This window comes from Actinomadura parmotrematis (genome assembly GCF_019458805.1).
In the GTDB taxonomy this organism is placed as follows: domain Bacteria; phylum Actinomycetota; class Actinomycetes; order Streptosporangiales; family Streptosporangiaceae; genus Spirillospora; species Spirillospora parmotrematis.
Genome location: NZ_JAIBOA010000021.1, coordinates 1 through 24,652, shown reverse-complemented (window position 1 = coordinate 24,652; position 24,652 = coordinate 1). Strand labels below are relative to the sequence as shown.

At 74.1% G+C, this 24,652-nt stretch carries 22 protein-coding genes; 14 read left to right on the top strand and 8 right to left on the bottom strand.

Annotated features, from left to right (window positions below; all coding sequences use genetic code 11):
• Positions 1-56 precede the first annotated feature (56 nt).
• The 5 genes from K1Y72_RS27390 (at position 57) to K1Y72_RS27370 (ending at position 5,198) form a co-directional block, all read left to right on the top strand.
• A complete protein-coding gene (locus K1Y72_RS27390; protein ID WP_220169364.1) occupies positions 57-1,349 on the top strand; it encodes an acyl-CoA dehydrogenase family protein in 1,293 nt (430 codons plus the stop codon).
• Positions 1,346-1,999 carry a TetR family transcriptional regulator gene (locus K1Y72_RS27385; protein WP_220169363.1) on the top strand — a complete coding sequence of 218 codons (654 nt, stop codon included), beginning with the start codon at positions 1,346-1,348 and terminating at the stop codon, positions 1,997-1,999. Before K1Y72_RS27390 ends, K1Y72_RS27385 begins: the two co-directional genes overlap by 4 nt.
• Positions 2,000-2,066: 67 nt before the next feature.
• Complete coding sequence (locus tag K1Y72_RS27380) at positions 2,067-2,420, top strand: VOC family protein (protein ID WP_220169362.1); 354 nt, start codon at positions 2,067-2,069, stop codon at positions 2,418-2,420.
• A gap of 163 nt (positions 2,421-2,583) precedes the next feature.
• Positions 2,584-4,038 carry a hypothetical protein gene (locus K1Y72_RS27375; protein ID WP_220169361.1) on the top strand — a complete coding sequence of 485 codons (1,455 nt, stop codon included), beginning with the start codon at positions 2,584-2,586 and terminating at the stop codon, positions 4,036-4,038.
• Positions 4,035-5,198, top strand: a complete 1,164-nt coding sequence (locus K1Y72_RS27370; RefSeq protein WP_220169360.1) for an ARPP-2 domain-containing protein — start codon at positions 4,035-4,037, stop codon at positions 5,196-5,198. Before K1Y72_RS27375 ends, K1Y72_RS27370 begins: the two co-directional genes overlap by 4 nt.
• A 9-nt stretch (positions 5,199-5,207) precedes the next feature.
• Here the strand turns inward: K1Y72_RS27370 and K1Y72_RS27365 are convergent, their stop codons facing one another.
• Positions 5,208-6,026, bottom strand: coding sequence for a PIG-L family deacetylase (locus K1Y72_RS27365; protein WP_220169359.1), 819 nt, complete (start codon positions 6,024-6,026; stop codon positions 5,208-5,210).
• A 119-nt stretch (positions 6,027-6,145) separates the two neighbouring features.
• Here K1Y72_RS27365 and K1Y72_RS27360 point away from each other — a divergent pair, with 119 nt between their 5' ends.
• Entirely contained in the window at positions 6,146-6,646 is a 501-nt protein-coding gene (locus K1Y72_RS27360) for an HAD domain-containing protein (protein ID WP_220169358.1), read from the top strand.
• Between the two features lie 81 nt (positions 6,647-6,727).
• Positions 6,728-7,489 carry an SDR family NAD(P)-dependent oxidoreductase gene (locus K1Y72_RS27355; RefSeq protein ID WP_220169357.1) on the top strand — a complete coding sequence of 254 codons (762 nt, stop codon included), beginning with the start codon at positions 6,728-6,730 and terminating at the stop codon, positions 7,487-7,489.
• On the opposite strand, the gene K1Y72_RS27350 is transcribed toward K1Y72_RS27355, so the two are convergent.
• Positions 7,486-8,115, bottom strand: coding sequence for an NUDIX hydrolase (locus tag K1Y72_RS27350; protein ID WP_220169356.1), 630 nt, complete (start codon positions 8,113-8,115; stop codon positions 7,486-7,488). The genes K1Y72_RS27355 and K1Y72_RS27350 overlap by 4 nt on opposite strands.
• A 99-nt stretch (positions 8,116-8,214) precedes the next feature.
• Between K1Y72_RS27350 and K1Y72_RS27345 the strand changes: the two genes are divergently transcribed.
• Positions 8,215-8,793 carry a TIGR03086 family metal-binding protein gene (locus tag K1Y72_RS27345; protein WP_220169355.1) on the top strand — a complete coding sequence of 193 codons (579 nt, stop codon included), beginning with the start codon at positions 8,215-8,217 and terminating at the stop codon, positions 8,791-8,793.
• Between the two features lie 76 nt (positions 8,794-8,869).
• Positions 8,870-10,264 carry a glutamate--tRNA ligase gene (gene gltX / locus K1Y72_RS27340; protein ID WP_220169354.1) on the top strand — a complete coding sequence of 465 codons (1,395 nt, stop codon included), beginning with the start codon at positions 8,870-8,872 and terminating at the stop codon, positions 10,262-10,264.
• Between the two features lie 6 nt (positions 10,265-10,270).
• On the opposite strand, the gene K1Y72_RS27335 is transcribed toward gltX, so the two are convergent.
• The 3 genes from K1Y72_RS27335 to K1Y72_RS27325 form a co-directional block, all read right to left on the bottom strand.
• Positions 10,271-11,242 (bottom strand): sulfite exporter TauE/SafE family protein, encoded by a 972-nt coding sequence (locus tag K1Y72_RS27335; protein ID WP_220169353.1) that lies wholly within the window; start codon positions 11,240-11,242, stop codon positions 10,271-10,273.
• A gap of 114 nt (positions 11,243-11,356) precedes the next feature.
• Complete coding sequence (locus K1Y72_RS27330) at positions 11,357-12,010, bottom strand: response regulator (protein WP_220169352.1); 654 nt, start codon at positions 12,008-12,010, stop codon at positions 11,357-11,359.
• 30 nt (positions 12,011-12,040) lie between these two features.
• On the bottom strand, positions 12,041-16,240 hold the full coding sequence (locus K1Y72_RS27325) for a HAMP domain-containing protein (protein WP_258573927.1): 4,200 nt from the start codon (positions 16,238-16,240) through the stop codon (positions 12,041-12,043).
• Positions 16,241-16,546: 306 nt separating this feature from the next.
• On the opposite strand from K1Y72_RS27325, the gene K1Y72_RS27320 reads away from it, so the two are divergent.
• The 3 genes from K1Y72_RS27320 (at position 16,547) to K1Y72_RS27310 (ending at position 19,554) form a co-directional block, all read left to right on the top strand.
• On the top strand, positions 16,547-18,745 hold the full coding sequence (locus K1Y72_RS27320; RefSeq protein ID WP_258573925.1) for a SpoIIE family protein phosphatase: 2,199 nt from the start codon (positions 16,547-16,549) through the stop codon (positions 18,743-18,745).
• 43 nt (positions 18,746-18,788) lie between these two features.
• Positions 18,789-19,109 (top strand): STAS domain-containing protein, encoded by a 321-nt coding sequence (locus tag K1Y72_RS27315; RefSeq protein ID WP_258573923.1) that lies wholly within the window; start codon positions 18,789-18,791, stop codon positions 19,107-19,109.
• Positions 19,110-19,185: 76 nt separating this feature from the next.
• The gene (locus K1Y72_RS27310) at positions 19,186-19,554 is read left to right on the top strand and encodes an ATP-binding protein (RefSeq protein ID WP_258573921.1); all 369 of its coding nucleotides are present in this window, start codon (positions 19,186-19,188) and stop codon (positions 19,552-19,554) included.
• 64 nt (positions 19,555-19,618) lie between these two features.
• Here K1Y72_RS27310 and K1Y72_RS27305 read toward each other — a convergent pair whose 3' ends face one another.
• Positions 19,619-20,968: a class II 3-deoxy-7-phosphoheptulonate synthase gene (locus K1Y72_RS27305; protein ID WP_220169348.1), complete on the bottom strand. Its 1,350-nt coding sequence runs from the start codon at positions 20,966-20,968 to the stop codon at positions 19,619-19,621.
• A gap of 132 nt (positions 20,969-21,100) precedes the next feature.
• Entirely contained in the window at positions 21,101-22,105 is a 1,005-nt protein-coding gene (locus tag K1Y72_RS27300) for a sigma-70 family RNA polymerase sigma factor (RefSeq protein ID WP_258573919.1), read from the bottom strand.
• Positions 22,106-22,237: 132 nt separating this feature from the next.
• Between K1Y72_RS27300 and K1Y72_RS27295 the strand changes: the two genes are divergently transcribed.
• Both K1Y72_RS27295 and K1Y72_RS27290 read left to right on the top strand, forming a co-directional pair.
• Positions 22,238-22,591, top strand: a complete 354-nt coding sequence (locus K1Y72_RS27295; protein ID WP_220169347.1) for a thioredoxin family protein — start codon at positions 22,238-22,240, stop codon at positions 22,589-22,591.
• 30 nt (positions 22,592-22,621) lie between these two features.
• Positions 22,622-23,446: a putative RNA methyltransferase gene (locus K1Y72_RS27290; RefSeq protein WP_220169346.1), complete on the top strand. Its 825-nt coding sequence runs from the start codon at positions 22,622-22,624 to the stop codon at positions 23,444-23,446.
• On the opposite strand, the gene K1Y72_RS27285 is transcribed toward K1Y72_RS27290, so the two are convergent.
• Positions 23,387-24,223 carry a nitroreductase family protein gene (locus K1Y72_RS27285; protein WP_308287251.1) on the bottom strand — a complete coding sequence of 279 codons (837 nt, stop codon included), beginning with the start codon at positions 24,221-24,223 and terminating at the stop codon, positions 23,387-23,389. The genes K1Y72_RS27290 and K1Y72_RS27285 overlap by 60 nt on opposite strands.
• Positions 24,224-24,652 lie beyond the last annotated feature (429 nt).

Here is a 24,652-nt window from a genome sequence, read left to right as displayed (position 1 = left end):
TGCATGAATGCTTCAGGTACCTGCATGATCGGCGGGCACCCCCCGAGGAGGCCGCCATGGCATGGGACTTCGAGACCGACGCCGCCTACCAGGAGCTGCTCGACTGGGCCGACGCCTTCGTCCGGGACGAGGTCGAGCCGCTCGACCTCGTGCTCGGCGACCCCTACGACAAGTCCGACCCCCGCTTCGCCGCGCTCGTCCGCCCCCTCCAGGAGGAGGTGCGGAAGCGCGGCCTGTGGGCCTGCCACCTCGGCCCCGACCTCGGCGGCCAGGGCTACGGGCAGGTGAAGCTGGCGCTGCTGAACGAGATCCTCGGCCGCTCGCGCTACGCGCCGTCGGTGTTCGGCTGCCAGGCGCCCGACTCGGGCAACGCCGAGATCCTCGCCCACTTCGGCAGCGCCGGGCAGAAGGAGCGCTACCTCGCGCCGCTGCTGGACGGCGCGATCTCCTCGTCCTACTCGATGACCGAGCCGCACGCCGGCGCCGACCCCACGCTGTTCACCACCCGCGCCGTCCGCGACGGCGACGGCTGGGTCATCAACGGCGAGAAGTGGTTCTCCTCCAACGCCCGGCACGCCGCGTTCCTCATCGTGATGGCGGTGACCAACCCCGACGTCAGCGCCTACCAGGGCATGTCGATGTTCATCGTGCCGGCCGGCGCCCCCGGCCTGGAGATCGTCCGCAACGTCGGCGTCGGCGGCGAGCGCGAGGGCTCGCACGGCTACCTCCGCTACACCGACGTGCGGGTGCCCGCCGAGAACCTGCTGGGGGAGGAGGGCGGCGCGTTCGCCATCGCCCAGACCCGCCTCGGCGGCGGCCGGATCCACCACGCGATGCGCACCATCGCCCAGGTCCGCAAGGCGTTCGACATGATGTGCGAGCGCGCGGTGTCGCGCGAGACGCGGCGCGGGCCGCTCGCCCGGCTGCAGCTGACCCAGGAGAAGATCGCCGACAGCTGGATCGAGATCGAGCAGTTCCGGCTGCTGGTGCTGCGCACCGCCTGGCTCATCGACAAGCACCGGGACTACAAGCGCGTCCGCAAGGACATCGCCGCGGTGAAGGCCGCCATGCCCAAGGTCATGCACGACGTCGTGCAGCGCGCCATGCACCTGCACGGCGCGCTCGGGGTGTCCAACGAGATGCCGTTCGCGGCGATGCTCATGGGCGCGCAGGCGCTCGCCATCGCCGACGGCCCGACCGAGGTCCACAAGATCACGGTGGCCCGGCAGCTGCTGCGCGACCGCGAGCCCGTCCCCGGCCTCTGGCCGAGCGGGCACCTGCCGACCCGCCGCGAGGCGGCGCGCGCCCGCTACGCCGAGGCCCTGGAACGGGCGGTCGGCGACCAGTGACGAGCGCGACCAGGGAGCGGCTGCTCGACGCCGCGCAGCGGCTGTTCGCCGAGCGCGGCGTCGACGCCGTCAGCCTGCGCGAGATCAACCAGGCGGCGGGCAGCCGCAACGTCACCGCGGTGCAGTACCACTTCGGCGACCGGGCCGGCGTCGTGCGGGCGATCGTCGAGCGGCACGGCCCGGAGGTGGACGCCCGCCGGCACGCCCTGCTGGACGCCTGCGACGCGGCGGACGCCCCGGACCTGCGCGCCCTCGCCGGCGCCCTCGTCCGCCCGCCCGCCGCGCTGCTGGCCACCCCCGGCGGCCGCGAGTACCTCCAGGTGTGGGCGGACGCGCTGAACCGGCCGCGGCCCTTCATCCCCGAGGACCCGCCGCCCGGCGGCAGCCTGTGCCGCTGGCGGACCGCCGTCGAGCCGCTGCTCGCGCCCGACGCCGCCCGCCTGCACCGCCGTTTCACCGCGATGCTGTACGCCTCGATCGAGCTCGCCCGCCGCGCCCGCTCGGGCCCGCACACCGACGACCGGCTGTTCACCGGCCACCTGGTGGACGTGATCGCCGCCGTGCTCGGCGCGCCCGTCTCGGCCGAGACGCGCCGCCTCGCCGCCGAGCGCGACGCCGCGCGGGGGTTCCCGAACGTCCAAGACGGCTGACCGGGGCGCCGCGCAGACTGGCGGCACGCGCCGCGGCACCGGGCCGCGGCCGGCACCAGGAGGAGCCATGACGCGCCGCACCGTGTACCCCATCCTCGGCTACGCCGACCCGATCGCCGCGATCGCCTGGCTGGAGAAGGCGTTCGGCTTCGCCTCCCGCGAGGTGCACACCGACGGGCAAGGCCGCGTCGTGCACGCCGAGATCGAGGCCGACGGCGGCCTCGTCATGATCGGCTGCCGGCCCGAGGCGGGCGGCGAGGTCTACGTGGCGGTGGACGACCCCGACGCGCACCACGACCGCGCCCGCGCGGCGGGCGCCGAGATCACCCGCCCGCCGCACGACACCGACTACGGGTCGCGCGACTACTCGGCGCGGGACCTGGAGGGCCACGCCTGGCACTTCGGGACCTACCGTCCCTGACGCGGAAAACCCGGCGGGCCCGCGGCCGGGCCGGTGCTACCGTTCCGGTGCCGGCCGCGGGACTCAGGTGCGACTTCCGGAACCCGCCTCTACCGCGAGAATTCGCCGTTCGCGCCCCCTCTCCCCGGCCGGCCCCGACCACCCTCCGAGGCCCGAGGCGGCGATGACCGAGCAGGCGGCGACCGAGACGTTCGCGGACCTGATCGCCTGCGAGGACGTGCTGATGTTCGTCACCGCCGCGATCACCTCCACCGGGCAGCGCGAGTTCCACCACGGCGCCGCCGAGCAGCGCCTCTCGCTGGACTTCCTGCACGAGTACGTGCGGACGAACTACCGCGAGCTCTACGCGGCCGCGCTCGCGCTCGGCGTCAACGACCACAACGCCGCGACGATCATCGTCGGGCTGCTGCGGCACGCCGCCGACGTCCCGCCGGACCGCCGCCGCGCCGAGGGCGCCCTCATCGCCCGGCGGCTGGAGCGCATGCCCCAGCACCGCGTGCACGGGGTGTTCCGCGCCCTGCGCCGCGCGAAGGTCAACAACCGGCGGACCCGCGCCATCGCCCGCGACTGGTTCGCCGCCCGCCGCGACCCGGCCTTCGACGCCGTCAAGTACCGCGCCGGGGTCCGCGACGCGATGCGGCACGCGCACCTGAAGGCGGACGGCGAGCTCGGCGCCTTCCTGTTCACCCGCGCCACCGCGGGCCGCTTCACCACCCCGCTGTTCGAGTCCTGGCGGCGCGCCCACTTCGCCGCGGACGCGCTGTACGACCTGCCCTACACCGTCGCCGAGGGCTTCGCCGCCGAGCACGGCGTCCCGCGCGGCGTGTTCCTGCAGCGCATCGAGCCGCGGATGACCCGGCTGGAGCGGCTCCGCCTCCAGGAGAGCACGCGCGCGATGAAGAAGGTCACCGCCGTCAACGAGCACGCCGACCTCGCCGCGATGGGGCTGACCCGCCTCGCCTCCTACGTCCTCGGCCTCTCCCTGGACGACCGCGCCGCCCGCCGCGCCGAGCTGACCGGCGCGCTGCGCGCCGCCGCCCGCCGCACCGCGGGCGCCGCCGCCGGGACGTGGGGCCGCGTCGCCGCCGTCCTCGACGACAGCCACTCCACGCTCGGCTCCGGCGCCAAGCGCCGCCGCCCCCTCGCCGTCGCGCTCGGCGCGCACCACCTGCTGGAGGCGCTCGCCGCCCCCGGCGCCTACACCCCGCTCTGGACGTCGGGCCGCACCGACGCGCTGCTGCTCTACCCCTACGGCCCGACGCCGCTGGGCGAGCGCGTCCTGGACGCGCTGGAGACCGGGCCCGAGCAGCTCGTCATCGTCTCCGACGGGTTCGACAACGCCCCGCCCGGCCTCGCCGGCGAGGTGCTGCGCGTCTGGCGGACCCGCCTCGACCCCGGGCGGGCCGTCGCCGTCACCCACCTCAACCCCGTCTACGACGCCGCCGACTTCGACGTGCGGCGCCTCAGCCCGGCCGTCCCCACGGCCGGCATCCGCGACGCCGAGGACCTCGCCACCCTCACCGGCCTGGCCCGCTTCGCCGAGGGGCGGCTCGGCCTCGCCGACCTGCGCGCCCACCTGGACGAGCAGGTCGCCCGCTTCCTGGCGGCGCCCCGATGATCCCCGGCAGCGCGCCGTTCCGCCTGGACGGCCTGCGCACCGGCCCGCCCCAGTCCTGGGGCGCCGTCCGGATCGTGCCGCTCCTCCGCGACGCGCCGGTCGAGGGTCTCCGCCTGCACCGCAGCGTCTACGACGGCGGCGTCCGCGCGGTCGACGTCGGCGACGGGTCGCGCTACGTCGCCTACATCCCGCACGCCTTCGTCGCCACCTACGGCGACGACGACGCCGGCACCGCCAGCTACGGGACGCGGATGGGCGCTGCCGGCAGGGCTGCCGAGCCCGAGCGCATGGCGTTCGGCGCCCTCCGCCGGATGGCGCGGCGCCGGGGCCGCGACCGGCTGCGGTTCCTGCCGCTGCACCTGGCCGTCGAGGGCTACCTCGCGCTGCACTTCGGCGGCCCCGAGATCGTGTGGGAGCGGCTGTCGCGGCGGGTCGTCGCGGGCGGCCTGTCGCCGCGCGCCGAGCAGGCCGTGCTCGGGCTGCAGGTGGCCGGGCTGGAGGACGCGCTGCGGATCTTCGAGATCCACCCGGGCCAGTGCGGGGTGTGCGTCTACGCCGCCGACTCGCTCGCGAGCGTGTTCATCGTGCCGCACCCCGACGACTACCGGGCGCTGCACGCCACCCTCCTGGAGGACATGTTCGGCGAGCTGATCTACCACTACGCGCTGCTGATGCCCTCGACCGGGGACCTGTCGGGGCGGATCGACGCGGCCGCCGTCCGCTCGCTCGCCGACCTGCGCGCCGAGACGCGGCGCCTGCGCGCCGAGTGGGCCGACTTCCACGACGAGGTCATGGCGGGCGGCGTGCTGACCTACGGCGGCGAGTACCGGACCGTGCAGTACCTGGAGGAGTTCACCCTCGGACGGCACCTGCCGGAGTTCGTGCCCGGCCGGGAGAACCACATCAGCGAGTCCATCTCCCACGACGACGGCCGCATCGCCTACTTCAAGAGCTTCCGCCTGTCGGAGGCGCAGGTGCGGCGGGGCCACCTGCTGCGCACGCTCGCCCGCAACGACTGGCACGTCCAGGCGGCCGCCGCCGACCTCGGCCAGACCGAGGCGGCGTTCGGGCTCCGCCTGGACCGCGCCGGGTTCGGCGACCTGCTGCGCCCGGACGTGCTGGACCTCTACCGCGCGGAGGCCCGGCGGGGCCGGGCCTGACCGCGCGGGTCAGCGGTCGCGCAGGCCGTGGAACAGGTCGTCCTCCACGCCGGTGACCGGGATCCTGCTGGAGGCGCGGGTGAACGCCTCGGCGGAGAACGCCGCGGCCTGCGCCTCCTCGGGCAGGCGCAGCAGGAAGATGTTCTCGCCCTGGCTGGCGTGGGCGATCAGCGCCTTGCGCTTGCGGTCCACGTAGGGGGAGACGTCGACGACGGCGTGGATCAGCTCGTCGGGGGTGCCGAAGTCGTCCGGCGGCTCGAAGCCGAGGTCGAGCCCGGCGTCCTCGGCGCGCTGGATCATCTCCTTGATCCAGCTGCGCGGCACCGCCGTGTAGTACAGCTTGTCGGGGATGCCGGTCGACTCGGCGGCGGCGACCGCGACGCGGTGCGCCTGGATGTGGTCGGGATGGCCGTAGCCGCCGTTGGCGTCGTAGGTCACCACGACCTGCGGCCGGTAGCGCTCCATCAGCTCGGCGACGCGCGCCGCCGCCGTCTCCAGCGGCACGTTGGCGAACGCCTCGGGGGCGTGGTTGGTGTCCCAGCCGTCCATGCCGGAGTCGCGGTAGCCGAGCAGCTCCAGGTGCTCGACGCCGAGCAGGTCCGCCGACACGCGCAGCTCCTCCAGGCGCCGCCGGGCCACGCCCTCGGCGTCGTGGCCGGGATCGCCGGGCTTGGCGCCGCCCTCGTCGTCGCCCTGCTCGCCGTTGGTGCAGGTGACGAGCACGGTGCGGACGCCCTCGGCGGCCGCGCGGGCCAGCAGCCCGCCGGTGCCGAGGACCTCGTCGTCGGGGTGGGCGTGGACCGCCATCAAGGTCAGGGGATGCTCCATTCCGGCCACTCTACGGTCCGGGTGCGACATTCCCGCGCCCGCGCCCCGGGCCGTATCCGATCCGGGGCGCCGTCCGGAAAGGGTCGACTCGCAAGCCGGGCATGACGTACGGTCCGGGGATGGGGTCGCCGCTGGTGTTGCTGGACGTGGACGGCGTGCTCAACCCGTTCGAGCGGCCCGGCGAGGAGTACCACCGGCACCGCTGCTCGCCGCGCGGGGTCACCTTCCGGCTCTGGCTGAACGCCGGGCACGGGCGCATGCTGCTGGACCTCGCCGAGCGCACCGGCGCCGAGATCGCCTGGGCCAGCTACTGGTGCGAGGAGGCCAACGAGTGGATCGCGCCGCGCGTCGGCCTGCCGGCGCTGCCGTACGTGCCGATCCCGCAGTTCCCCGGCGCCGAGGAGGGCGTCTCGCTCGGGGCGTGGAAGGTCCGGCACGTCGCCGCCTGGGTCGGCGACCGGCCGTTCGTGTGGTTCGAGGACGAGCTCGACGCCGCCGAGCGGCTCGCCGGCGAGGACGGCGTCCCCCCGCACCTGCTGGTGGCCGTCGACCCGATGGAGGGCCTCGCCGCCCACCACCTGGACCGCGCCGCCGAGTGGATCGAGGCGCTGGCGCGCTGACCCTTGTCAGGGGTCGCTTACCGCGGGCGGCGGGGCGGCGTGCACCATGGACGGGCACGCCCGAGCCAGAAGGAGCCCGCCATGACCACTCCGCAAGGCCGCCTCGCCCTGATCACCGGGGGCAACCGCGGCATCGGCCGCGCCATCGCCGACCGGCTGGCCGCCGACGGAGCGGAGGTCGTCCTCGTCTACCGCCGCGACGAGGACTCCGCCGCCAAGGCGGTCGCCGCCATCGAGGCGGCGGGCGGCCGCGCGCACGCGATCCGCGCCTCGGTGGACGACCCCGGCGACTGCGCGGCGCTCGCCGAGCGCGTCACCGCCGACCACGGGCGCCTGGACATCCTCGTGCACTGCGCCGGCATCGCCAGCCGCGGGCAGAGCGTGGCCGACACCGACCCGGCCGAGCTCGCCCGGGTGATGGCGGTGCACGCCCTCGGCCCGCACCGCATCACCCAGCTCCTCCTCCCGCTGCTGCGCCGCGCCGCGCGCTCCGACGTCGTCTTCGTCTCCAGCGTCGTCACCGACCACATGCCGCCCTTCGGCGCCCCCTACGGCATGGGCAAGGCCGCGATGGAGGCCCTCGCGCGCACCCTGGCCAAGGAGGAGCGCGGCAACGGCATGCACGTCAACATCGTCGCGCCCGGCGTCGTGGACACCGAGATGGGGCGCCGCCTCGTCCGCGCCGCGATGGGCGTGCACGACATCCGCGAGCGCGACGCGCACTCGCCCTACGGGCACGTGTGCTCGCCCGAGGAGGTCGCCGACGTCGTCGGCTTCCTGGTGTCGGAGGCCGCCTCCTACATCACCGACCAGCGCATCGTCGTGGACGGCGGCACCTTCTAGCGGCGCGTCCAGTCCGGCTGCAGGAAGCCGGCGACGCGGGCGTGGCGGCCGAGGAGGACGACCTCGCGGAACTGCCACAGCATCGCGCCGGTCGGGGCGTGCACGACCCAGCCGGGCGCGAGCCGCATCTGGAGCAGCTCGCCGCCGTCCAGCTGCGGCACCCAGCGCGGGGTGTCGTCGGCGGCGAGCCGCTCCAGCGACACGTGATGCACCGAGTGGACCTCGTCGGGGCTCGGCCGCAGCGGGCCGGGATCGGCGGGCGCGACGACGATCGGCGAGATCGCGAAGCCGGAGGAGGCCGGGAAGTCGTCGAGCGCGCCGAGCACCTCGGCGGGCTCCAGGCGGAGCCCGAGCTCCTCGTCCAGCTCGCGCAGCGCGCCCTGCGCGGCCGTCTCGCCGTCCTCCAGGACGCCGCCGGGCAGGCCCCACTGGCCGGCGTTGCGGCCCCGGTACGCGCGCTTGATCAGGATGGCGGCGAGACCGCCCGGGTGCGGCGTCACGCAGATCACCACGCCCGCCCGGCGCAGGCCCGGCGCGTCCGGGACGGCCGTGCGGGGGAAGGCGGCGAGGCGCGCCGCGGCGGTCTCGCGGAAGGCGGGCAGATCGTGCAGCAGGGGGCCGGTCATGGCTCGATCCTCTCAGGCGCCCGGCGCGTTTCTTCAAGACCCGCGACGCGCCGCGCTCCTACCGTGGAAACAGCCGAACACGCGATCGAGGAGGCGGCGATGGAACTGCGAGAAGCGATGGCGCCGGGCGCCGAATACGCGGCCGGGATCGTGCGGGGCGTGCCCGCTGACCTGATGGAGGCGCCCACGCCCTGCGGGGACTGGGACGTGCGGACCCTGCTGAACCATCTGATCCTGTGGAGCGGGCGCGGCGAGGACGCCGCCCGCAAGCGCGCGCCCGAGGGCCCGGGGGAGGAGCACGACTTCACCGTCGGCGACGGCTGGGCGGACGCCTTCGCCGCCCAGGCGCTCCGCACCGCCCGCGCCTGGGACGACGCGGCCGCCTGGGACGGCGACACCAGCCTGACCGGCGCGTCGCCGGGCATGCCCGCCGCCGTCATCGGCGGGATGGTCTTCGGCGAGTGGATCCTGCACGGCTGGGACCTGGCCCGCGCCACCGGCCAGGACGCCGTGCCCGCGCCCGCCCTCGTCGAGGTCGCCTACGCGGGCGTCCTGCCGATCGCGGAGATGGCGCGCCAGTACGAGGCGTTCGGCCCCGAGATCGCCGTCCCCGAGGACGCGCCCGTGCTGGACCGGCTGCTCGGGGCGACCGGGCGCGACCCGCACTGGAAGCCCTGACCGGAGCGGGGACGAGGCGGCGCCGCGGGCGCGGGTCCGGGCACGAGCGGGGCCCGCGGCGCTCTAGGCTGGGCGCATGGCATCCTCATCTTCGATCCGAGTACGTTTCGCGCCGTCCCCGACCGGCATGTTCCACGTCGGCGGCGCCCGGTCCGCCCTGTTCAACTGGGCGATGGCCGAGCAGTCCGGCGGCACGCTGGTGCTGCGGATCGAGGACACCGACGCCTCCCGCAACAAGCCCGAGTGGACCGAGGGCATCATCCGCGCGTTCGCCTGGCTCGGCATGGACGGCGGCGCGTACGAGGGGCCCTACTTCCAGTCGGCCAACGCGGACGGGCACGCCGAGGCGGCGCGGACGCTGCGCGACAAGGGCCTCGCCTACTACTGCGACTGCACCCGCGACGACGTGATCGCCCGCACCGGCGACCAGCACAAGGGCTACGACGGGTTCTGCCGCGACCGCGGCCTGGAGCCCGGCCCCGGCCGCGCGCTGCGGTTCCGCACCCCCGACGAGGGCCGGACGGTCGTGGTCGACCTGCTGCGCGGCGAGCCGGTGTTCGAGAACGCCGTCCTGGAGGACTTCGTCATCGCCCGCGCCGACGGGTCGGTGACGTTCCTGCTGGCCAACGCCGTGGACGACATGAGCCAGGCCATCACCCACGTGGTGCGCGGCGAGGAGCACCTGTCGAACGCCCCGAAGCAGCAGCTGCTGTGGGAGGCGCTCGGCCACGAGCCGCCGGTGTGGGCGCACCTGCCGGTCATCGTCAACGAGAAGCGCCAGAAGCTGTCCAAGCGCCGCGACAAGGTCGCCCTGGAGGACTACCGCGACGAGGGCTACCTCGCCGAGGCGATGCGCAACTACCTGATGCTGCTCGGCTGGGCGCCGTCGGACGACCGCGAGATCGTGCCGTGGGAGGAGATGGTCGCCGAGTTCCGCATCGAGGACGTCAACACCTCCCCGGCGTTCTTCGACGTCAAGAAGCTCCGCGCGATCAACGGCGAGTACATCCGGGCGCTGCCGGTGGAGAAGTTCGTCGCCGCCTGCCTGCCGTTCCTGGAGGACGCGCCGTTCGAGGTGGACCTCCCGGTCTTCGACGAGCTCGCCCCGCTCGCCCAGACGCGCGTCGCGCTGCTGTCGGAGATCGTGCCGATGGTCGACTTCGCGTTCCTGGCCGAGCCGCCGTTCGACGAGGCGTCGTGGAGCAAGGCCATGAAGGACGGCGCGGACGACATCCTCGCCGCCACCGAGGCCGCCTACGCCGACGCGCCGTGGGAGGCCGAGGAGCTGAAGACGCGGCTGGAGGCCGTCGGCGCCGAGCGCGGCCTGAAGCTCGGCAAGACCCAGGCGCCGGTCCGCGTCGCGGCGACCGGCCGCACCGTCGGCCTGCCGCTGTTCGAGTCCCTGGAGATCCTCGGCCGCGACCGCACCCTCGCCCGTATCGCCGCCGCCCGCGCCCGCCTGGCGGGCTGACCCCGCTCAGCGGAAGGTGATCGCGCCGGGGAAGTGGCCGGAGGCGCAGACGAAGCGGAGCCGGCCCGCCCGCGGCGTCCCGAGGTCGACGCGGATGGTGCCGTCGACCGGCAGGACGACGTCCTCGCCGCGCGCGGGGATCGTGAACGCGCGGGTGTGGCCGCGGGTGCCGCGGGTCCGCAGCTCCAGCACGGTGGGGACGCCGGCCCGCGCGTCGAGCAGCGCGGGCCGGTAGCCCTCGTCGAGCGCCCACACCGTCACGATCTGGGTGCCGGCGGCGTCGGTGCGCACGAACCGCGCCGAGTCGGCGGCGGCGGTGCCGCCGCCCGCGGGCAGCCAGCCGCCGAGCCGCAGCCCCGACATCAGCGTCCACGCCGACACCGCGAGCAGCGCGACGCCGAGCACGGCGCTGAGGCGGCCGCGCAGCAGCGCCATGGTGCGGCCCACGGTGAGGCCGACCAGCCCGAACACCGGTGCGGTGCCGGCGACGAAGCCCGCCATCACCGCGGCGCCGCCGAGCGGCGAGCGCGACGTCACCGCGAGCAGCTCGGCCGAGAGCGTCAGGCCGCACGGCACGGCGAGCGTCGCGAGCCCGAGCAGGGCGGGCCGCCGCGACCGCGGCGGCGGAGGCGCGCAGTGGGCGTCCCCGGCGGCGGGGCCGCGCCGCAGGAGCCGCCGGGCGGGCCCGAAGCCGAGCAGGTCGAGGGCGAACAGCGCGAGCGTCGCCGCCGCCGCCGCGAGGAGCACCCCGCGCACCTGCGGGCCGGGCTGGACGGCGGAACCGGCGAGGCCGAGCACGGCGCCGAGCGCGGCGTGCCCGGCGAGCTTGGCGGCAAGGAACACCGCGACGGGCCGGAGCGGCCGCGCCGTCCCGCGCACCGCGCCCGCCAGCAGCCCGAGCTGGACGGCGGCGCACGAGGTCGCTCCGGCCAGCAGCCCGGCCCCGGCACCGGCGGCCAGCAATGCGGCGGCGTCCATGGCCCCACCTCCGCCGCGAGACCGTTTCCGCGCGGCCGCGCGCCCAAGCGTTACCGGAGGGAAGCCGTGCGTGACCGCGGCGGGCGACAGTTCAGCCCGCCCGGTCATGGACGCTCAGGCGTCCCGGCCCCCGGCGCTGGTCAGGGCGGTGCGCAGCGCGGCGATCCGCCGGTCCAGCTCGGCGAAGTCGTCCTCGGCGCCCGCCGGGATCCGCTTGCCGACGACGGTGAGCTGCTCCAGCACCTCGGTCAGCCGGTCCAGCGCGGCGGGCGGGACCGGCGGCGCCCCGCCCTCGCCGGGCCGCCCCTGCAGCAGCGCGGCCTGGTCGCGCAGCAGCGCCGCCTGCTCGCGCAGCAGCGCGGTCTGGTCGCGGAGCTGCTTGTTCTTGTTGTGCAGCTCCACGAACACCGACACCTTGGCGCGCAGCACCCACGGGTCGAACGGCTTGGAGATGAAGTCGACCGCGCCCGCCGCGTAGCCGCGGAAGGCGTAGTCGGGGTCGCTGTTCACCGCCGTCAGGAAGATGATCGGCAGGTCGCGGGTCTTCTTGCGGCGCTTGATGTCGCGCGCCGTCTCGAAACCGTCCATGCCGGGCATGACGACGTCCAGCAGGATGACCGCGTACTCGTCGGTGAGCAGCGCCTTCAGCGCCTCCTCACCCGAGCGGGCGCGGACCAGGTCCTGGTCCAGCGAGGACAGGATCGCCTCCAGCGCGATCAGGTTCTCCTCGCGGTCGTCCACCAGCAGGATCTTGGCCTTGTCGTCCACACGTGCCCTTTCCGGTCCCCGCGGCGCCGGTCACCCGGCGCTCGACGGCTTCAGCCAGCTGCGCATGACCTCCAGGAGATGGTCCACGTCCACGGGCTTGGGCACGTAGTCCGACGCGCCCGCCGCCAGGCTCTTCTCCCGGTCGCCCTTCATGACCTTGGCGGTGATCACGACGATCGGCAACTCGGCGAACTGCGGCATCTCCCGGATCGCGGCGGTGGTGGCGTACCCGTCGAGCCCCGGCATCATCACGTCCATCAGCACCAGCGCGATGTCGGGGTTGCGGTGCAGCACGTCGATGCCGGCCTGGCCGTCCTCGGCGTACAGCACCTCCATCCCGTAGCCCTCCAGCACGCTGGTGAGGGCGAACACGTTGCGCACGTCGTCGTCGACGATGAGGACCTTGCGGCCCGACAGCGCGGTGTCCAGGAAGTCGGCGGGCGGCTCGGCCACCAGGCCGGTGATGACCCGCTCGTCGTCGCCGCCGTGCTCGGCGCCCGCGCCGACCTCGGCGGGCAGCGCGCCGTCCACCGCGCCCCCGGCGACCGGCACCGCGGGCTCGTCCAGCGCCGCGGCCCGCCGCCGCCCGTCGTCCTCGGTGAACTGGGCGGGCAGGTAGAGGGTGAACACGCTGCCCTCGCCCGGGGTGCTCTCGGCCTGGATCTCGCCGCCGAGCAGCCGGGCGATGTTGCGGCTGATCGACAGTCCGAGGCCGGTGCCGCCGTAGCGGCGGCTGGTGGTGCCGTCGGCCTGCTGGAACGCCTCGAAGATCACCTGGAGCTTGTCCGAGCTCACCCCGATGCCGGTGTCGACGACGCGGAACGCCAGCACGTCGGGGGTGTTCCACAGCGCCGGCAGGGTGAAGTCGATGTCGCCGGCCCGCTCGACGCGGAGCGCCACCTCGCCCTCGGAGGTGAACTTCACCGCGTTGGACAGCAGGTTGCGGAGCACCTGCTGGAGGCGCTGCTCGTCAGTGTAGAGCACCCCCGGCACGTCGGCGCCGACCTCGACCGCGAACTCCAGGCCCTTGTCGGTCGACAGCGGCCGGAACGCCGACTCGACGAACTCCACCAGCGCCGGGACCGGCAGCCGCTGCGGGTGCAGGTCCATCTTCCCGGCCTCGACCTTGGCCAGGTCCAGGATGTCGTTGATCAGCTCCAGCAGGTCGGTGCCCGACTCGTGGATGGTGCGGGCGAACTGCACCTGCTTGTCGGTGAGGTTGCCGCCGGGGTTCTCCGACAGCAGCTTGGCGAGCACCAGCAGGCTGTTCAGCGGGGTGCGCAGCTCGTGCGACATGTTCGCCAGGAACTCCGACTTGTACCGCGAGGAGATCGCCAGCTGCTCGGCGCGCTCCTCCAGGGTGCGGCGGGCCTGCTCGATCTGGAAGTTCTGGATCTCGATGGCGCGGTTCTGCTGGGCCAGCAGCGCCGCCTTCTCCTCCAGCTCGGTGTTGGAGTGGCGCAGCTCGCCCTGCTGGCGCTGCAGCTCGTCGGAGCGCTCCTGCAGCTCCTGGGCGAGCCGCTGGGACTCGCCGAGCAGCGCCTCGGTGCGGGTATTGGCGCGGATCGCGTTGAGGGTGACCCCGATCGTCTCGATGAGCTGGCTGAAGAACGCCAGGTGCACGTCGGAGAAGCGGCCGAAGGACGCCAGCTCGATCGCGCCGAGCACGCTGTCCTCGAACACGATCGGCAGCACGATGATGTTGACCGGGGCGGCCTCGCCGAGCCCCGACCGGATCTTGACGTAGCCCTCGGGGGCGTCGGCGATGAGCAGCGGCCGCCGCTCCTGCGCGGCCTGCCCGACCAGGCCCTCGCCGAGGGAGAACCGGACGCTGCCGGCCCGGCCCTGCTTCACCCCGTACCCGGCGAGCAGCACCAGCTCGGTCTCCCCGGCGGTCTGCTCGGCCAGGTAGAACGCGCCGTACTGGGCGCTGGCCGTCGGCGTCAGCTCCCGCATGATCAGGTCGGCGACCTGCATGAGGTCGCGGTGGCCCTGCATGAGGCCGCCGATCCGGGCGAGGTTGGTCTTCAGCCAGTCCTGCTCCTCGTTGGCCCGGGTGGTCTCGCGGAGCGTGGCGACCATCAGGTTGACGTTGTCCTTCAGCTCGGCGACCTCCCCGCGGGCCTCGACGGTGATGGTGCGGGTGAGGTCGCCGGTGGCGACCGCGCTCGCGACCTCGCCGATCGCGCGGACCTGGGTGGTGAGGTTGGACGCCAGCTCGTTGACGCTCTCGGTCAGCCGCTTCCAGGTGCCCGACACGCCCTCGACCTCGGCCTGCCCGCCGAGCCGGCCCTCGCTGCCGACCTCGCGGGCCACCCGGGTGACCTCCGAGGCGAACGACGACAGCGTGTCCACCATGGTGTTCAGGGTGGTCTTCAGCTCCAGGATCTCGCCCTGGGCGTCGACGTCGATGCGGCGGGTGAGGTCGCCGTGCGCGACGGCGGTGGCGACCTGGGCGATGTTGCGGACCTGGTAGGTCAGGTTGGACGCCATGCCGTTGACGTTGTCGGTGAGGTCCTTCCACATGCCGCCGGCGCCCGGGACGCGGGCCTGGCCGCCGAGGCGGCCCTCGGTGCCGACCTCGCGGGCCACCCGGCTCACCTCGTCGGCGAACGACGACAGCGTGTCGACCATCGTGTTGATGGTGTCCTTGAGCTGCAGGATCTCGCCCTGCGCGTCCACCGAGATCTTCTTGGTCAGGTCGCCCTGCGCGACGGCGGTGGTGACCTGCGCGATGCCGCGGACCTGGGTGGTCAGGTTGTTGGCCATGCCGTTGACGTTGTCGGTGAGGTCCTTCCACATGCCGCCGGCGCCCGGGACGCGGGCCTGGCCGCCGAGGCGGCCCTCGGTGCCGACCTCGCGGGCGACGCGCGTCACCTCGTCGGCGAACGCCGACAGCGTGTCGACCATCGTGTTGATGGTGTCCTTGAGCTGCAGGATCTCGCCCTGCGCGTCCACGGTGATCTTCTTGCCGAGGTCGCCCTCGGCGACGGCCGTGGTGACCTGGGCGATGTTGCGGACCTGGTAGGTCAGGTTGGACGCCATGCCGTTGACGTTGTTGGTGAGGTCCTTCCAGACGCCGCTCACGCCCGGCACCCGGGCCTGGCCGCCGAGGCGCCCCTCGGTGCCGACCTCGCGGGCGACGCGCGTGACCTCGTCGGCGAACGCCGACAGCGTGTCCACCATCTGGTTCACCGTCAGCTTCAGCTGCAGGATCTCGCCCTGCGCGTCCACGGTGATCTTCTTGCCGAGGTCGCCGTCCGCGACGGCCGTGGTGACCTGGGCGATGTTGCGGACCTGGCTGGTCAGGTTGTTGGCCATCGCGTTGACGTTGTCGGTGAGGTCCTTCCAGACCCCGCTGACGCCGCGCACGTTGGCCTGCCCGCCGAGCTCGCCCTCGGTGCCGACCTCGCGGGCGACGCGCGTCACCTCGTCGGCGAACGCCGACAGCTGGTCGACCATCGTGTTCACGGTGAGCTTCAGCTCCTGCAGCTCGCCGGTCGCCTCGACCGTCACCTTGCGGGTGAGGTCGCCGCGCGCCACCGCCGTCGTGACGTCGGCGATGTCGCGGACCTGGGAGGTGAGGCGGTCGGCCATCACGTTCACCGCGGCCGTCACGTCGCGCCAGCGGCCCGTCATGCCCTTGGCCGACGCCTTGCCGCCGAGCCGGCCCTCGGTGCCGACCTCGCGGGCGAACTGGGTGACCTCCCAGGTGAAGCCGTCCAGCAGCTCGACCATGGAGTTCACCGACTTGGCCATGCGGAGCAGCTCGCCGCGCATCGGCCGCCCGTGCACCCGCAGGTCGACGCGCTGGGTGAGGTCGCCCTTGGCGACGGCCTCGACCACCTGGTGCATGCCCGTGGACAGGTCCGTCAGCTTGATCAGGATGGCGTTGGCGTCCTCGACCGCGCCCGCCCAGGCGCCCTTCATCGGACCCGAGCTGAGCCGCCCGAACAGCTGCCCGTCGCGGCCGATCTCCTGGCGGACCCGGGCGAGCTGCCCGGCGAGCTGCTCGCCGTTGCCGCGGATCTCCTCCAGGATCTCCGCCGCCTGCGCCACCGCGCCCTCGCCGGGCACCGCCACCTCGGCGGCCAGCCGCCCGTCGCGGACGGCGGCCAGCGCCTTGAGCAGTGGCTCCAGGTCGGCGTCGCTGTAGCGGGGCGTGTCGTCCCGGGAGGCGCCCCCGGCGGGGCGGCCGTTCGGCCGGGAACGGGACGAGGTTGCGGTCATGCTCTCCATCCTCCTGGCCCGAACGGGGTATCCGGGACGGCGGACACCTCCTTCGGGCCGCTCCCTGTACTCTACGTCGCCGTGCCGTCCCCGACCCGGCGATGCGGGCACGGGACGGCACGCGGGCACGTGGTCCTCGTAGTCTTCGTGTTACGGTCGGTCGTGCCGGGGCTGCGCGGACGAACCGCGACCCGCGGCGCCGCGCCGGCGGGCGGACCGCGCCGGGGACCGTCCTGGCACGGCGGCCGCCCGGTCTGCCACGATAGCCGGGCCCGGCAAGCAGGCATTCGAACAAGGGAACGACTGTTGGATCGGCAGACGGTGTCGGCCACCTTCCCGTCCGCCGCGTCCTCGGTGGCGGACGCGCGCCGCTTCGTCCGGCGCGTCCTGGCCGACTGGGGCATGGAGGCGAGCGCCGACGACGCCGTGCTCGCCACCAGCGAGCTCGCCACCAACGCCGTCACCTACGCCGGCACGTCCTTCGAGGTCGCCTGCCGCCTCGCCGACGGCCAGGTGCGGATCGAGGTCCGCGACCTGCACCCCACCCGCGCCCTCGCGATGCCCGGCATGAACGCCACCGGCGGCCGCGGCCTGCCCTCGGTGGCGCGCCTGGCGTCCTCCTGGGGCGTCACCTACGACCGCCGCACCAAGGGCGTCTGGTTCCGCCTGCCGCGTCCCGGCACCGGCCGCTCCCCGGCCGCCCGCGCCTTCGACGACGAGCCCGGCGCCACCGCCGGCCCGGCCGGCACCCGCGCCTCCGCCGCCACGCCCGCCGCCAACGGGTCCGGCCCCGCCGCCGGCGCCCGCGCCGCCGCGTCCGACGGCGTCCCCGGCGCCGGCGACCGGCTGCTGCGCTCGCCCGCCGCCCGCCAGACGCTGGAGACCGCCGTCGGCACCGTCCGCGATGTGCTGGACGCCGACGCCGCCGCCGTGCTGCTCACCGAGCGCGACGGCCGCCTCGTGCTCGGCGCCTCGGTCGGCCTGCCCGCCGACCTGTCCCTCGGCGACCTGTCCACCGCCGGCCTCGGCCCGGACGCCCGCACCGGCGCCCCGTGGGTGTCGGGCGACGCCGCCGACCCGATCGCCGCCGCGCTGCGCGCCCGCTCGCTGGCCGCCGCTCCGCTGGAGGCCCAGGGTCACCTGACCGGCCTGGTCGTCGCGGTCGCGGCCGCCCCCGGCCGGTTCGACGAGGCCGCCGGCGCCCGCCTCGGCCGCCTCGCCGACGAGGTGTCGCTGTCGCTGGAGAAGGCCCGGATCGGCGAGCTGGAACGGTCCTGGCGGGGCTGGCTCAGCTTCGTCGCCGAGGCCAGCGACCTGCTCGCCGGCACCCTGGACCAGGAGCGGACGATGGCGCTGGTCGCCCAGCTCGTCGTGCCGCGCCTCGCCACCTGGTGCGCGGTCTTCGCCGCCGGCGAGGGCGAGACGGCCCGCCCGGCCTACGTCTGGCACGCCGACGAGAACCACGCCGACGCGCTGCGCGACCTGCTCGACCACGCCGCCGCCCCGCCCATGGACGCCCCAGGTCCCTGGCACGGCTTCGCCGACGTCCCCGCCGACGTCCGCGACGCAGCCGGGGACACCGCGGGCGACCAGGCGTACGCCTTCCCGCTGATCGCCCGCGGCCGCCGCATCGGCTCCATCGTCATCGGCCGCCCGCACGGCGACCGGTTCCCGCGCAGCGCCCTGGACCTCGCCGAGGAGCTGAGCCGCCGCGCCGCCCTCGCCGTCGACAACGCCCGCCTGTACTCCGAGCAGACCGCCATGAGCAGCGCCCTGCAGCGCAGCCTGCTGCCGCCCGGCGTCCCCGACATCCCCGGCCTGGAGGTCGCGGTCGTGTACGAGCCGGCGGGGGAGGGCAGCGAGGTCGGCGGCGACTTCTACGACGTGTTCGAGACCGGCGAGCGCACCCCGTCCGGCACCGCCGCCCGCTGGCGCTTCGCCATCGGCGACGTGTGCGGCACCGGCCCGCAGGCCGCCGCCGTCACCGGCCTCGCCCGGCACGCCCTGCGGATCCTGGCCGCCGAGGACATGAGCGTCCCGGGCGTCCTGAACCGGCTGAACCGGCTGATCCTCGGCGAGGGCGAGCGGGCCCGCCTGCTCACCCTCCTGCACGGCGAGATCACCCCCCGCCCCCGGCGGGACGGCGTGACCATCGAGCTGACCAGCGCCGGGCACCCGCTGCCGCTGGTCCTGGACCCCGACGGCGAGGTGCACGAGGCCGCCACGCCGCAGGCCCTGCTCGGCGTCTTCGACGGTGTGGAGTTCACCACCGACACCCTTCAGCTGAAGCGCGGCCAGGTGATGCTCTGCGTGACCGACGGCGTCACCGAGCGCCGGGCGGGCGGCCGCCTGCTCGGCGACGGCCACGGCCTGGAACGCATCCTCGCCGGCTGCACCGGCCTGTCGGCCGGCGCGGTCGCCGCCCGCGTCCAGCGGGCGGTGCGCGACTTCGGACCCGAGCCCTCGAACGACGACGTTGCCCTCATCGTTCTGCGGGCGTCATGATGAAGCTCAACAATCGGTAAGGTGGGGTGGCGTGGGGCTGGCCTTGCACACGACACGACAGGACGGCCGCGCGACGATCTCCGCGCGCGGCTCTATCGACCTGCACTCCTCGGACGAGCTGCGAGCGCGGCTCACCGAGCTGGTGGACGCGGGCGAACGGGAGGTCGTGGTCGATCTGACCGCCGTCGACTTCTGCGACTCCTCGGGCCTGAACGTGCTCGTGCGCGCCTACAAGCACGCGCGGGCGCAGAACGCCACGCTCAGCGTCACCGGGGCCTACGGGCGCGTCGAGAACGTCCTGCGCACGACCGGACTCGACCGGTTCCTCATCGGGGGAGCGGCCGGCGAAGGGGTGGGTTCATGATCGATGTCACGTCCGGCGCGGGCGCCGCTCCCGCGCCCGCCCCGGCCGCGGCGGGCGGGACCGGGTGACCGATCCGATGACCGAGACCACGCTCCGCGCGGCGCCGCAGACCGAGGCGGTCGAGTACGCGCGCCGCCTCGCGGCGCGCACCATGCGCACCTGGTCGCTGCTGGAGCGCGAGGAGCTGGTGACCGCGATCGTCGCCGAGCTCGTCGCCAACGCCGTCCGGCACGCCGGCACCGCGCTGGAGCTGCGGCTCCTGCGCGGCGAGGCCCGGGTGCGGGTCGAGGTCCGCGACCGCGCCGTGCAGATGCCGCGGCTCACCGTCCCCGGCCCGCTCGACGAGTCGCACCGGGGCCTGTTCATCGTCGACCGGTTCGCCACCACCTGGGGCGCCGACCCCGTCACCGGCGGCAAGGTCGTCTGGGCCGAGGTCGCCCTCTGACCCGCCCGGCGCACACGACGAGGGGGCCGCGCGGATCGCGCGGCCCCCTCGTTGTATGCGACCGTCAGGCGTTGTGCCGGTACAGCTCGGCCACCATGAACGCCAGGTCCAGCGACTGGCTGCGGTTCAGCCGCGGGTCGCAGGCCGTCTCGTAGCGCTGCGGCAGGTCGTCCTCGACGATCTCGTGGCCGCCGCCGACGCACTCGGTCACGTCGTCGCCGGTGAACTCGATGTGGATGCCGCCGGGATGGGTGCCGAGCGCCCGGTGCACCTCGAAGAACCCGGCCACCTCGTCCAGCACGTCGGTGACCCGCCGCGTCTTGTGCCCGCTCGGCGCCTCGAAGGTGTTGCCGTGCATCGGGTCGCAGATCCACGCGACCGCGGCGCCGCTGCCGTGCACCTTCTCGATCAGCGGCGGCAGCGCCTCGCGGATCCGGCCCGCCCCCATCCGGGTGACGAACGTCAGCCGCCCCGGCTCGTTGTCGGGGTTCAGCCGCTCGATCAGCGCGAGCGCGTCGTCGGCCGACGTCGTCGGGCCGAGCTTCACCCCGATGGGGTTGCTGATCCGGCTGAGGAAGTCCACGTGCGCGCCGTCCAGCTGCCGGGTGCGCTCCCCGATCCACAGGAAGTGCCCCGACACGTCGTAGGGCCGCCCGCTGAGGGAGTCGATCCGGGTGAGGGCCCGCTCGTACTCCAGCAGCAGCGCCTCGTGGCTGGAGTAGAACTCCACGCTGTGGAACTCGTCGGGGTGCACCCCGCACGCCTTCATGAACGTCAGCGCCCGGTCGATCTCCCCGGCGAGCTGCTCGTAGCGGCGCCCGGCCGGCGACTGCGCCACGAAGTCCTGGTTCCAGGCGTGGACCTGCCGCAGGTCGGCGTAGCCGCCCTTGGTGAACGCCCGGCAGAGGTTCAGCGTGACCGCCGACGCGTGGTAGGCGTCCATCAGCCGCCGCGGGTCGTTGCGCCGCGACGCCGGGTCGAACGCCAGCCCGTTGACCGCGTCGCCCCGGTACGCCGGCAGCTCGACCCCGTCGCGGCTCTCGGTCGGCTTGGAGCGCGGCTTGGCGAACTGCCCCGCCATCCGGCCGATCTTCACCACGGGGACGCTCGCCGCGTAGGTGAGCACGACCGCCATCTGCAGGAGGGTCTTCAGCTTGTTGCGGACGGCGTCGGCGTTGGACCCCTCGAAGGTCTCCGCGCAGTCGCCGCCCTGGAGGACGAACGCCTCGCCGCGCGACACCTCGGCGAGCCGCTGCTTGAGCTGGTCGCATTCGCCGGCGAAGACGAGCGGCGGCTGCTTGGCGAGCGCGGCGGTCACCGCGGCCAGCTCGGCCGGGTCGGCCCAATCGGGCTGCTGCAGGGCGGGGAGGCCGCGCCAGGCGTCGAGCGCCCCCGTGACGCTAGAAGTACTCACGGTCCCCAAGGCTATGGCACATCCGGCCGCCCGGTACTAGCAGTACGGCGCAGCCGGTCTCGGTAAACGGCCGCGGGGCGGGCCCCAGGGCCCGCCCCGCGCATCGCACCGTGCTCTCCGTCCCGGCCGCGCCTACGCGGCCCGCCGTCCGGCGGTCTCGCGCTCGGGCAGCGCCTCGGCCGCCGCCGCCAGCGTCCGCCGGCCCGACAGGTCGGTCTCGGTCGCCAGCTGCCGGAGCCGCCGCAGCGACCGGTCGGTGATCTGTCGCACCCGGTTGTGGCTGAGGCCGTACCGGGCACCGATCTGCGCGTACGACAGCGGCTGCCCGCTGTCCATCCCGAACCGGGCCCGCAGGATCGCCGCCTCGCGCTCGGGCAGCCGCTCCAGCAGCCGGCCGAGGCCCTCCAGGTCGTCCAGCGCCATGATCTCGGCCTCCGGCGTCACCGCGTCCGGATCCTCCAGCAGGTCGCCCATGGGGGTCTCGCCCGCGTCGTCCACGGTCGCGTCCAGGCTCGCCGGGTCGCGCCGCCAGCGCAGCAGCTCGTCGACGTGCTCGGGCTCGGCGCCGACCGCCTCGGCCAGCTCGTCCCGGTTCGGCTCGCGGCCGAGGTCACGGCTCAGCTGCCGCTCCGCCCGGCGCAGCCGCGACAGCTCCTCCTCCACGTGGACGGGCAGCCGGATGGCGCGGGCGGTGTGGCTGAGGCCGCGCCCGATCGCCTGCCGGATCCACCACGTCGCGTAGGTGGAGAACTTGAAACCGCGGCGGTAGTCGAATTTCTCCACCGCGCGCATCAACCCGAGGTTGCCCTCCTGGATGAGGTCGATCAGAGGCAGCGAATCGGTGGGGTACTTGCGGGCGATGGACACGACGAGCCGCAGGTTCGCCTCGACGAAGCGCTGCTTGGCCCGCAGCCCCTCGGCAACGACCTCCGCCAGCTCGTCGCGCGACGCCCCCTCGGGCACCCTGCCCTCGTCGAGCAGCTGTTCGGCGTACAGGCCACCCTCGATCGCCTTGGCCAGATCGACCTCCGCCTCCGCGTCCAGCAGCGGCGAACGACCGATCCGGTCGAGGTACGCCCCGACGAGATCCTTGTCCGGGGCGTCGATCCTGGTGCCCTTGGTTCGGGTTGCAGCCATCCTGACCCTTCTCCGGTGCGATCTCCCTAAGACGTCAACGCCTAATTACCCCTCTGTGATTCCCGCTTGAGGAATACTGCGGGTCCGCGGGCCGCTCTATCGATCTGATACCCACACCGAGGAGAAAACGACATGGCGACGGTCACACTCACGGCGGACAACTTCGATCAGGTCGCCCGCGGCGGGGGCATCGTGCTGGTCGACTTCTGGGCCGCCTGGTGCGGCCCCTGCCGCCGCTTCGGCCCGGTCTTCGAGAAGTCGTCCGACAAGCACGACGACATCGTCTTCGGCAAGGTCGACACCGAGGCCGAGCCCGAGCTGCAGGCCCGCTTCGGCATCAGCTCCATCCCGACGCTCATGGCCGTCCGCGACGGCGTGATCGTGTACTCCGAGGCGGGGGCGCTGCCCGAGCCGCTGCTGGAGAACGTCATCGAGCAGGTCCGCGAGCTCGACATGGACGACGTCCGCAAGCGCATGTCGTCCTGACCCCGGACGGCGATGGCCGATGATGGACCGATGCTGCCCGACGTCGTCGACCACCTGGTGTGCCCCGTCTGCGGCGCCGGCCTCGCCATCACCGGCCGCGGCCTGCGCTGCCCCGAAGGGCACGCCTTCGACATCGCCCGGCAGGGCTACGCCAACCTCCTGCCGGGCGGCGCCCGGCCCGGGACGGCCGACACCCCGGAGATGGTCGCCGCCCGCGAGACCTTCCTCGGCGCCGGCCGCTTCGACGCGCTCACCGGGCGGATCGCGACGCTCCTCACCGGCCGCGCCACCGTCCTCGACGCCGGCGCCGGCACCGGCCACTACCTGGCGGCCGTCCTCGACGGCACGCCCGGCGCCGCCGGCATCGCGCTGGACCTCTCCAAGCACGCCGCCCGCCGCGCGGCCCGCGCCCACCCCCGCATCGGCGCCATCGTCGCCGACCTGTGGCGCCCGCTGCCCGTGCGCACCGGCTCGATGCACGCCGTCCTCAACGTCTTCGCGCCCCGCAACGCCGCCGAGTACCGGCGCGTGCTCGCTCCCGGCGGCGTCCTCTGCACCGTGACGCCCACACCCCGCCACTTCGGGCCGCTCGTCGGCGAGCTCGGCCTGATCAGCGTGGACGCCGCGAAGACCGACCGCACCGACCGCACCCTCGCCGGCGACTTCGCCCTCACCGACCGGGAGGAACTGGAGACCCGCGAGCCCCTCGGGCACGCGGAGATCGAAACGCTGGTCGGAATGGGACCGAGCGCCCACCACATCGACGCGGCGGAACTGCGCCGCCGCATCGGCGCGCTACCCGACCCGTTCCCGGTGCCCCTGTCGTTCGTCATCTCGCAGTACCGGCCCCTTTAGGGCCTGGCAGAGCTCCAGCGCGACCTGCGGCACGTCCCCGGCCTCGGCCAGACCGCCGACGCCCGGAACGTCCACCAGCTCATAGAGGAACGAGGCGGCCACCGCCTTCGTCGTCGCGGTGAGCAGCACCCGCTGCAAGGCCTGCCCCGCCCGCAGCCACTCGGCCGGCCCGTTCCCCGGCGTCGTGATCACGGCCTGCCGGGGCCCCTCGGCAGGCTCGTCCGGATCGGCCGAGGGCAGCAGATGCAGGGTCGCGCCCTCCAACCGCGCCGCCTCGGCGAGAACGTTGACCACCGGCAGGGACGGCGGTGTCCCCACAGGGGAGCGGCGCGCGGGAAAGGGCGTCAGCGTGGCGGCGTACAGGAGCCGATCGTCCTTGTTCACCTTGTGCCGCCCCGCGGCGAGCCGGACCGTCGCGAGGACCGCGGGACGCGCGGCGTCCGGCAGCAGGCGCACTACGGCGTCCCGCCCGATCTGCGCGGCCGCCAGGCGGAGGTTCACCAGCGCCGCCCCGCAGCTGATGTGCAGACCCCGGCCCGCCGGATCGCCCATCGCGCGGAACCGCTCGGGATCGGCGTGCACCTCGATGAGCCCGTCCACGACCTTCAACCGCCAGGCGTGCACGTCGTGGACGGTCGGACCCATGGTCCCGGCGATCACCAGCCGCGCGGCCGCCTGCCCGAGGACGGATGAGCTGCTCATGGGGATGTCCCTCCTGGCGCGGGCCCGAACGGCACCCGGAACCGCCACGGCCGGCGTCCCCTCGACGTCGTCCACGCGAGAACCACCTGCGATCTGCGTGAACGGGACGCGACTGAGCGAACCGTACCGCACTGTGAGCTGAGGCACGTAGTACCTGAACTGCACGGATACGGTTCTCTGGACCGGCGGTGATTTGACGGTCGCGCGCAGGGGTCCTAATGTCTTCCTCGCCCCAAGGGATGCGGGACGCCGGAGAGGCGGACGGCCCGAAGGGAACCAGCTCGGAAAACCGGTTCGGGTCACTCCCGGACTGCTGTACGATGAGCTGGTCAGCCCGGAACGGGATGCAGGACACCGCCAGGTGGCCGGCCCGATGGGCACACTCCCGGCAAATCGCAGTCGATCGGCCTTCGGTCGTTTCGATCGCTGATGCGCGGGATCTGTCGAAGCTCGGTCGCTCGAAATCGATCGCACGAAGGTCGGTTTGACAGGCAGAGTCAAGAC

Bases quoted from the DNA above. Each gene is read 5' to 3' on its own strand.
- K1Y72_RS27390 (WP_220169364.1), top strand. From the start codon at position 57: ATGGCATGGGACTTCGAGACCGACGCCGCCTACCAGGAGCTGCTCGAC.
- K1Y72_RS27380 (WP_220169362.1), top strand. From the start codon at position 2,067: ATGACGCGCCGCACCGTGTACCCCATCCTCGGCTACGCCGACCCGATC.
- K1Y72_RS27375 (WP_220169361.1), top strand. From the start codon at position 2,584: ATGACCGAGCAGGCGGCGACCGAGACGTTCGCGGACCTGATCGCCTGC.
- K1Y72_RS27370 (WP_220169360.1), top strand. From the start codon at position 4,035: ATGATCCCCGGCAGCGCGCCGTTCCGCCTGGACGGCCTGCGCACCGGC.
- K1Y72_RS27365 (WP_220169359.1), bottom strand. From the start codon at position 6,026: ATGGAGCATCCCCTGACCTTGATGGCGGTCCACGCCCACCCCGACGAC.
- K1Y72_RS27360 (WP_220169358.1), top strand. From the start codon at position 6,146: ATGGGGTCGCCGCTGGTGTTGCTGGACGTGGACGGCGTGCTCAACCCG.
- K1Y72_RS27355 (WP_220169357.1), top strand. From the start codon at position 6,728: ATGACCACTCCGCAAGGCCGCCTCGCCCTGATCACCGGGGGCAACCGC.
- K1Y72_RS27350 (WP_220169356.1), bottom strand. From the start codon at position 8,115: ATGACCGGCCCCCTGCTGCACGATCTGCCCGCCTTCCGCGAGACCGCC.
- K1Y72_RS27345 (WP_220169355.1), top strand. From the start codon at position 8,215: ATGGAACTGCGAGAAGCGATGGCGCCGGGCGCCGAATACGCGGCCGGG.
- gltX (WP_220169354.1), top strand. From the start codon at position 8,870: ATGGCATCCTCATCTTCGATCCGAGTACGTTTCGCGCCGTCCCCGACC.
- K1Y72_RS27335 (WP_220169353.1), bottom strand. From the start codon at position 11,242: ATGGACGCCGCCGCATTGCTGGCCGCCGGTGCCGGGGCCGGGCTGCTG.
- K1Y72_RS27325 (WP_258573927.1), bottom strand. From the start codon at position 16,240: ATGACCGCAACCTCGTCCCGTTCCCGGCCGAACGGCCGCCCCGCCGGG.
- K1Y72_RS27310 (WP_258573921.1), top strand. From the start codon at position 19,186: ATGACCGAGACCACGCTCCGCGCGGCGCCGCAGACCGAGGCGGTCGAG.
- K1Y72_RS27300 (WP_258573919.1), bottom strand. From the start codon at position 22,105: ATGGCTGCAACCCGAACCAAGGGCACCAGGATCGACGCCCCGGACAAG.
- K1Y72_RS27295 (WP_220169347.1), top strand. From the start codon at position 22,238: ATGGCGACGGTCACACTCACGGCGGACAACTTCGATCAGGTCGCCCGC.
- K1Y72_RS27290 (WP_220169346.1), top strand. From the start codon at position 22,622: ATGCTGCCCGACGTCGTCGACCACCTGGTGTGCCCCGTCTGCGGCGCC.